Here is a 6653-nt window from a genome sequence, read left to right as displayed (position 1 = left end):
CCCGCGTTGCCGCCGTCGACCACGCGCCCCTCAGCGGCGCCGCCCCCTACGACCAGCCGCCGCTCGACCTGCGCCCCTGGCTGGCCCTGCTGATCGCCATGATTTTCGCGGCAGAGCGGTGGCTCGCGACTCGCCGAGCTCGGGCGGTCGCGCCGTGACCGCCGTCCCCATCCTGCTGAAGCATCAGAGCGCCGCCCGCGCCCGCGCTGGTCTCGACACGGTTGCTCTTGGCCTGCCCGCCGTCCTCTTTGTCGCCGCGCTGGGCTGGCGACTGTCCGGCGCGGCCGGGGCCGCAGCCGCCGCCGTCCTTGGCATCATCAGCCTCACTGCCGTAGCTGTCTGGCGGTCCCGGCCCTTTGACCGGCGCTGGCTGATCGGCGAACTGGACGCCCGCATCCGCCGGTTCGAGGACAGCGCCGCGCTGTTGTTCCGCGATCCCGCCACGCTCGCCGGTCTCGCCGCCCTGCAACGCGACCGGCTCGAAGGCCGCGCTTATGAAGCCGCCGCCATCGACCTCCGCCCCGGCTGGTCACGACGAGCCATCCTGATCGCTTGGGGAGCCGCCGTCGTGCTGATCGCCGCCATCCTGCTCTGGCCCGCCACGAACGGCTCCGAGACGGGCACCGCCGCACCCGTCCGCTCCGCCGCCGGTGCCGCAGCACCCGTGTTGACCGGCGCTCGCCTGCGCATCACCCCGCCGGCCTACACCGGCCTGCCCGTCCGCGAGCAGACAGCCCTAAACGCCGGTGTGCCCGAAGGCTCCCGCGTCGACTGGACGATCGACTTCGCGCCCCAACCCACCATGGCGGGGCTCGACTTCCCCGAGAACGCGCCGGTCTCCCTGATCCGCGACGGCCAGCGCTGGACCGGTGCCCGGATCGTGGATCGGTCCATGTTGTACCGCATCACCGCCCCCGGAATGGCCCAGCAGAGATTGAACCGTCTCGACGCCATCACCGACGGCGAGCCGGTCGTCCGCCTCGTCGATCCACAGAGCCAGCTGGTCCAGCTGACACCCGGCCAGCGCACCTGGCGCCCGGTGTTCGAGGCCAGCGACGACTACGGCGTCATCGAGACCGCCACCCTGCGGATCACCGTCACAAAGGGCGACGGCGAGAACATAACCTTCAAACAGCGCTCCATGCCCTTGCGCGGACAGGGTACGGCCAAACAACTGCGCTTCTCGACCACGCTCGATCTTACGCGCGAAGGCATGGCGGCGGGTAGCGACCTGATCGTCCAGCTGATTGTCACCGACAACCGCAGCCCCGAGCGGCACACAGTCGAGAGCCCCAGCGTCATCCTGCGCTGGCCCGCCAATCTCGCCATGGCCGAGGGCCTGGATGGCATGGCCATGCGCGTTATGCCCGCCTATTTCGCCAGCCAACGCCAGATCATCATCGACGCCGAGGCCCTGATCGCGCGCCGCCGCGCCCTGACGGGCGATGCCTTCACCGACGCCTCCAACGTCATCGGCGAGGAACAGGCCGCGCTGCGCCTCCGCTATGGCCAGTTCATGGGCGAGGAGGCCGAGGGTGGCGGATCGGGCGGCGGCATAATCCTGCCCACCTCGGACGCCCCGGCGGCGCCCGCCCTGCCGACTGCAGACGCGCCCGCGCCCCGCACCCGCCCTGAGGAACACCACGACGAACACGAAGGTGAGGACCACGCCGACGAACCGGCCGCCGGCGGCATGGGCAAGGAGGTCGACGTCCTGCACCAGTTCGGCCACGCCCACGACGACCGCGACGTCGCGACACTGTTCCAGCCGCAGACCCGGTCGGCACTGGCCCGAGCGCTGGACGCCATGTGGGCCTCGGAGCGGGAGTTGCGTCAGGGCCGCCCCGAGGCCGCGCTGCCTCACGCCAACACGGCGCTGGAATTGCTCAAGGAGGCCCAGCGCGCGACCCGCATCTTCCTGCCCCGCGTCGGTGCCGATATTCCGCCCGTCGACTTCTCCCGCCGGCTGACCGGAAAGCGCGAGGACATCGTCGCCGAAGATCCTGAAGCGCCCGAACGCGCACCCGCCGACGCCGTCGCCGCCGACGCCTGGCGTTCGTTGGAGGAACGCCCCGGCTCGACCTCGGACCCCCTGGCCCTGGGTGCCCTCGATGGCTGGGTCCGTGCGAACGGCGGCCGGCTGGACGATCCCCTGGCGCTCCGCGCGGCCATCGACACGGTCCGCAACGAGCCGACTTGCCTCGACTGCCGCCGTCGTCTGCGCGCCCTGCTGTGGACCGCCCTGCAACGCCCGACCCCCGCGCCCGGCCGTCGCGGGGCTCCCGGTGCCCGGGGCCAGCGCTATCTGAATGGCTTGCGATGAGTTTCTCCAGCCCCGCTTTCTGGACCGCGGTGACGATTACAGTGGCCGTCGTCCTCGGCATCGCCCGCCTGATCCTGTGGCAGCGCTCTGCAGGGCCCGGCGGTGCCCCTCGCTGGCGTCTGGCGACACTGGTCGGTCTCCAGATCCTCGCCGGTGGCCTGCTCTGGTTGACCCTGCATCCGCCCCCATCAGCCATCCGGACCGGGACGATGATCGTCGCCACCGCCGGATCCCCCGCGACCATCGCAACCGAGCCCGGCGACATTCTCATTGCTCTGCCCGAGGCCGGCCCCGTCACCGACGCCACCCGCGTCCCCGACCTTGCCACGGCCTTGCGCCGCTATCCGACACCCGCTCGCATCCGCATCATCGGCCAGGGTCTGACACCGCGCGACCAGTCGCCCCTGCCCGTCCCGGTCGAGTTCTCGGCTCCACCGCTGCCGCGCGGCCTGATCGACCTCGCCCTGCCGGAGCCTACAGCGCCCGGCACAACCTTCGTCGTCGGCGGACAGGTCGGGACCCTGCCCGCCGGAACCCTCGAACTGGTCGATCCGGCCGATGTCGTCGTCGACCGCGCCCGCATCGCTTCCGGCGAACGGTTTGCCCTGATGGCCGCCGTCCGCACCCCGGGCTTGGCCCTGTTCGATCTCCGCCTCCGGGACGGGTCCGGTGCCATCGTCGAACGGATCGCCGTCCCGGTCGAGACGCTCGCCCCAACGCCGCCCCGCGTCCTTGTCCTCGCGGGTGCCCCGAGCGCCGAGACCAAGTATCTGAAGCGATGGGCCGAAGGGTCGGAGGTCGCCCTGACCCTCGACATCGACATCGGCGGTGGAATCCAACTCGGCGACGCCCCGGTCCCGCTGAACGCAGCGACCCTCGACAGACTCGACCTTGTCATCCTCGACGACCGTCGCTGGGAGGCGCTCGCCGGCGGCCAGCGCGCCGCCCTGACCGCGGCCGTAAACAACGGCATGGGCCTGCTGCTCCGCCCCACCGGTCCGCTTTCGGCGGGGACCCGCCGCGACTGGGCCGGTCTCGGCCTGAACCTCAGCGGCGGCGACGACGCCGTCCCGCTGCGTCTCGCTCCCACAGCCCAGACCGCCGCGCCGGACGCCGCTGGCCCTGCCGAACCCACGGACGATGCCGAAGCGCCGCCCAAGCTCGCCCGTCGCGATCTGACCATCACGGGCTCCGGGGCCATCGCCCTGCTGCGCGACGCCGACGGCGTCGCCCTGGCCAGCTGGCGCGCCATAGGCCGCGGGCGTGTCGGTGTCTGGACCGTCACCGACAGCTATGCCCTCGTCCTCACCGGACGCTCGGACCTGTACGGCGAGATGTGGAGCGCGCTCTTCTCGGAGATCGGGCGCGCCGGCGAGGACAGCCGGGCTGAACTCTCCGGCGACGCCCGTGTCGGCGTGCGGGTCGCCTTGTGCCATCTGCTCGGCCAACCCAATGTCCTGGGGCAGGAAGGACGCGTCCACAGCCTGCGCATCGACCCGAACGCAGGCGATCGCGCCTGCGCCGCCTACTGGCCCGATCAGGCCGGATGGCACGTCGTCCGGGATGACCAACGCCGAGAGACGCCGTTCTTTGTCCATCCGATCGAAGACGCGCCGTCCCTGGAGGCAGCCAACAGACGGTCGGCCACCCTGGCTCTGGCCGGCCTGACGCCGGCCCGCGCCGCCGCTGGCTCCACCTCCCACGCCCCGGGCTCTCCCTGGCCCTGGTTCTGCGGGCTCCTTCTGGACCTTGCCGGACTGTGGTGGCTCGAGCGGAACCGGGACCCAGGCGTCTTTGCCCGCGCGGCGCGATCATGGTCGAAGCGTAGAAGAGCGGTGTGACAATGCGCACCCCGCCCTCTCCTGGCCATGACCGATACGGCCTGGCACGGTGGCACCGCCCAAAGCTCGCCAACATTGCATGGCGTTCAGGTGACGCCCGCGTACGCAGGGCCTAAGGCTGGATCACAAGATCATGACACGGAGTACCCCATGCATCGGCGAAACCTTCTCATCGGCGGCGCAAGCCTGATGGCTCTCACCGGCTGCACGACTCTGGCCGACGCGTCCGGAACCGCGATTCAGGGCGGCGCGTACGCCGCCGGGGTCGCCGAGGAAGCGCGCATCGCGCGCGCGGTCCTGCCGAGCACGTCTCCGCGCGCCGAGCTGCTCCAACCCTGGACAGGCCCTTATGACGGCGTGCCGCCGTGGGACAAGGTCACCCCGGCCAAGCTGCGCGCGGCGGTGCTCGAAGGCATCGAGCTGCAGCGCGCCGACATCGCCGCGATCGCCGAGAATCCCGAGCCCCCGAACTTCGCCAACACCCTGGTCGCGCTGGAGCTCGCGGGCGGGGCGCTGGATCGCGCCAACAACATCTACGGCGTGATGACGTCCAACATCGGCGGCGAGGCCTATGACGCCGTCGACACCGAGCTGTCTCCGATCCAGTCCGCCGCCGGCGACGAGATCACCTTCAACGCCAAACTGTTCCAGCGGATCAAGGCTGTCGCGGACGGTGCCGACGCGGCGGGTCTGAACCCCGAGCAGAAACGTCTGGCCGAACGCCGGCGCGACGCCTTCATCCGTTCCGGCGCGAACCTGGACGCGACGGGCAAGGCGGAACTGGGCCGCATCAATACCGCCCTGTCCAATGCCTTCACCCGCTTCGGCCAGAAGGTCGTCGCCGACGAGAACGCCTGGACGGTAATCCCGACCGAGGCCGGAACGGCGGGCCTGCCGGCCTCGAACAAGGCTGCGGCGGCAGCCGCCGCCCGAGCCAAGTCGATCCCCGGCTGGATCATCATGAACACCCGGTCGAGTGTCGATCCATTCCTGACCTTCGCCGACGATCGGGCGATGCGCGAGCAGGTCTGGCGCAAATTCGTCAATCGAGGCGACAACGGCGACGCCAACGACACCAATGCGACGATCGCCGAGATCGTGGCGCTGCGGGACCAGCGAGCCAAGCTGCTGGGTTACCGCAACCACGCCGAACTGCGCATGCAGGACACCATGGCCCGGACCCCGGCCGCCGCCAAATCGTTGATGGACCGCGTCTGGACCCCCGCCAAGGCGCGCGTCGTCGAGGAAGTGGCCGACATGAAGGCGATCGCCGGCTTCGACATCGAGCCGTGGGACTACCTCTATTTCGCCGAGAAGGTCCGCAAGCAGAAGTACGACCTCGATCAGAACGAGCTGAAGCCCTATTTCGAGCTGAACGCCGTCCGGGCGGGTTCCTTCTACATGGCCGAACGACTCTACGGCTTCCAGTTCAGGAAGTTGCCGGCCGGAACGGTCCCGGTGTTCGAGCCGGAAGTCGTCGCCTATGAAGTCCACGACAAGACGACGGGCCGCCTGATTGGTCTCTATTACACGGACGACTATGCCCGTCCCGGCAAGCGGTCGGGCGCCTGGATGACCACCTACCGGGCCTTCTCGACGCTCGAGGGATCGAAGGTGATCCTGGCGTCCAACAACAACAACTTCACCAAGCCGGAGCCGGGTCAGCCGGTTCTGCTGTCGCTCGATGACGCCGAAACCCTGTTCCACGAGTTCGGCCACGCCCTGCATTATCTCAGCTCGGTCGTGACCTATCCATCATACGGCAACACGCCGCGCGATTTCGTCGAGTATCCGTCCCAGGTTCATGAGCACTGGGTCCTCAGCCGACCGATCCTGGACGGCTTCATGAAACACTATGAGACCGGTCAGCCGATGCCGCAGTCGTTGGTCGACAAGGTCGACGCCTCGGGCACCTTCAACCAGGGCTATGCGACCGTCAGCTATCTGTCATCGGCCCTCGTGGACATGGATCTGCATACTCAGGCCACGCCGCCGACCGACATCGACGCCTTTGAAAAAGCGTCGCTGGATCGTCTCGGCATGCCGAGTGAGATCGTGATGCGGCACCGTCTGCCGCAGTTCAATCACCTGTTCACGTCCGACGGCTACTCCGCCGGCTACTACAGCTACCTGTGGTCGGAGACGATGGACGCCGACACCTGGGCATACTTCGAAGACTCCGGCGACGTGTTCAATCCGGACATCGCGGGGCGGTTCAAGTCGACCATCCTGGCACCCGGCAATACGACCGACCGCGCCGAGGCCTATCGCCGGTTCCGGGGCCGGGACGTCGATGTGTCGGCCCTGCTCAAGGTTCGGGGTTTCCCGACGAGCTGACACGGCACCGCCGTCGATCACGGGCGCGACGCCAGGATACGCGTCGCGCCCTCGCTTCCGTTCAGCGGGAGAGCCGCAGGCCTCGCTAAGCCTCAGGCTGAACGCAAAAACGCCGCCCTGTTAGGGGCGGCGTTTGTGATTTGGGTGCGGGA

At 69.2% G+C, this 6653-nt stretch carries 3 protein-coding genes; all 3 read left to right on the top strand.

The features are described from left to right. Positions 1-154: 154 nt before the first annotated feature. The gene (locus JHC99_RS16710; protein ID WP_292155763.1) at positions 155-2323 is read left to right on the top strand and encodes a DUF4175 family protein; all 2169 of its coding nucleotides are present in this window, start codon (positions 155-157) and stop codon (positions 2321-2323) included. Continuing rightward, positions 2320-4164, top strand: a complete 1845-nt coding sequence (locus JHC99_RS16705) for a hypothetical protein (RefSeq protein ID WP_292155762.1) — start codon at positions 2320-2322, stop codon at positions 4162-4164. Before JHC99_RS16710 ends, JHC99_RS16705 begins: the two co-directional genes overlap by 4 nt. 150 nt (positions 4165-4314) lie before the next feature. Next, positions 4315-6501, top strand: a complete 2187-nt coding sequence (locus JHC99_RS16700) for a M3 family metallopeptidase (RefSeq protein WP_292155761.1) — start codon at positions 4315-4317, stop codon at positions 6499-6501. The last annotated feature ends 152 nt before the right edge of the window (positions 6502-6653 follow it).

Source organism: Brevundimonas sp., assembly GCF_016463485.1.
In the GTDB taxonomy this organism is placed as follows: domain Bacteria; phylum Pseudomonadota; class Alphaproteobacteria; order Caulobacterales; family Caulobacteraceae; genus Brevundimonas.
Note: the sequence above shows the minus strand (reverse complement) of the source record. Positions and strands in the feature narration are given on the sequence as shown.

What these genes read in the sequence shown, in the direction of transcription:
- JHC99_RS16705 (WP_292155762.1), top strand. Translation starts at nt 2,320, where the DNA reads ATGAGTTTCTCCAGCCCCGCTTTCTGGACCGCGGTGACGATTACAGTG.
- JHC99_RS16700 (WP_292155761.1), top strand. Translation starts at nt 4,315, where the DNA reads ATGCATCGGCGAAACCTTCTCATCGGCGGCGCAAGCCTGATGGCTCTC.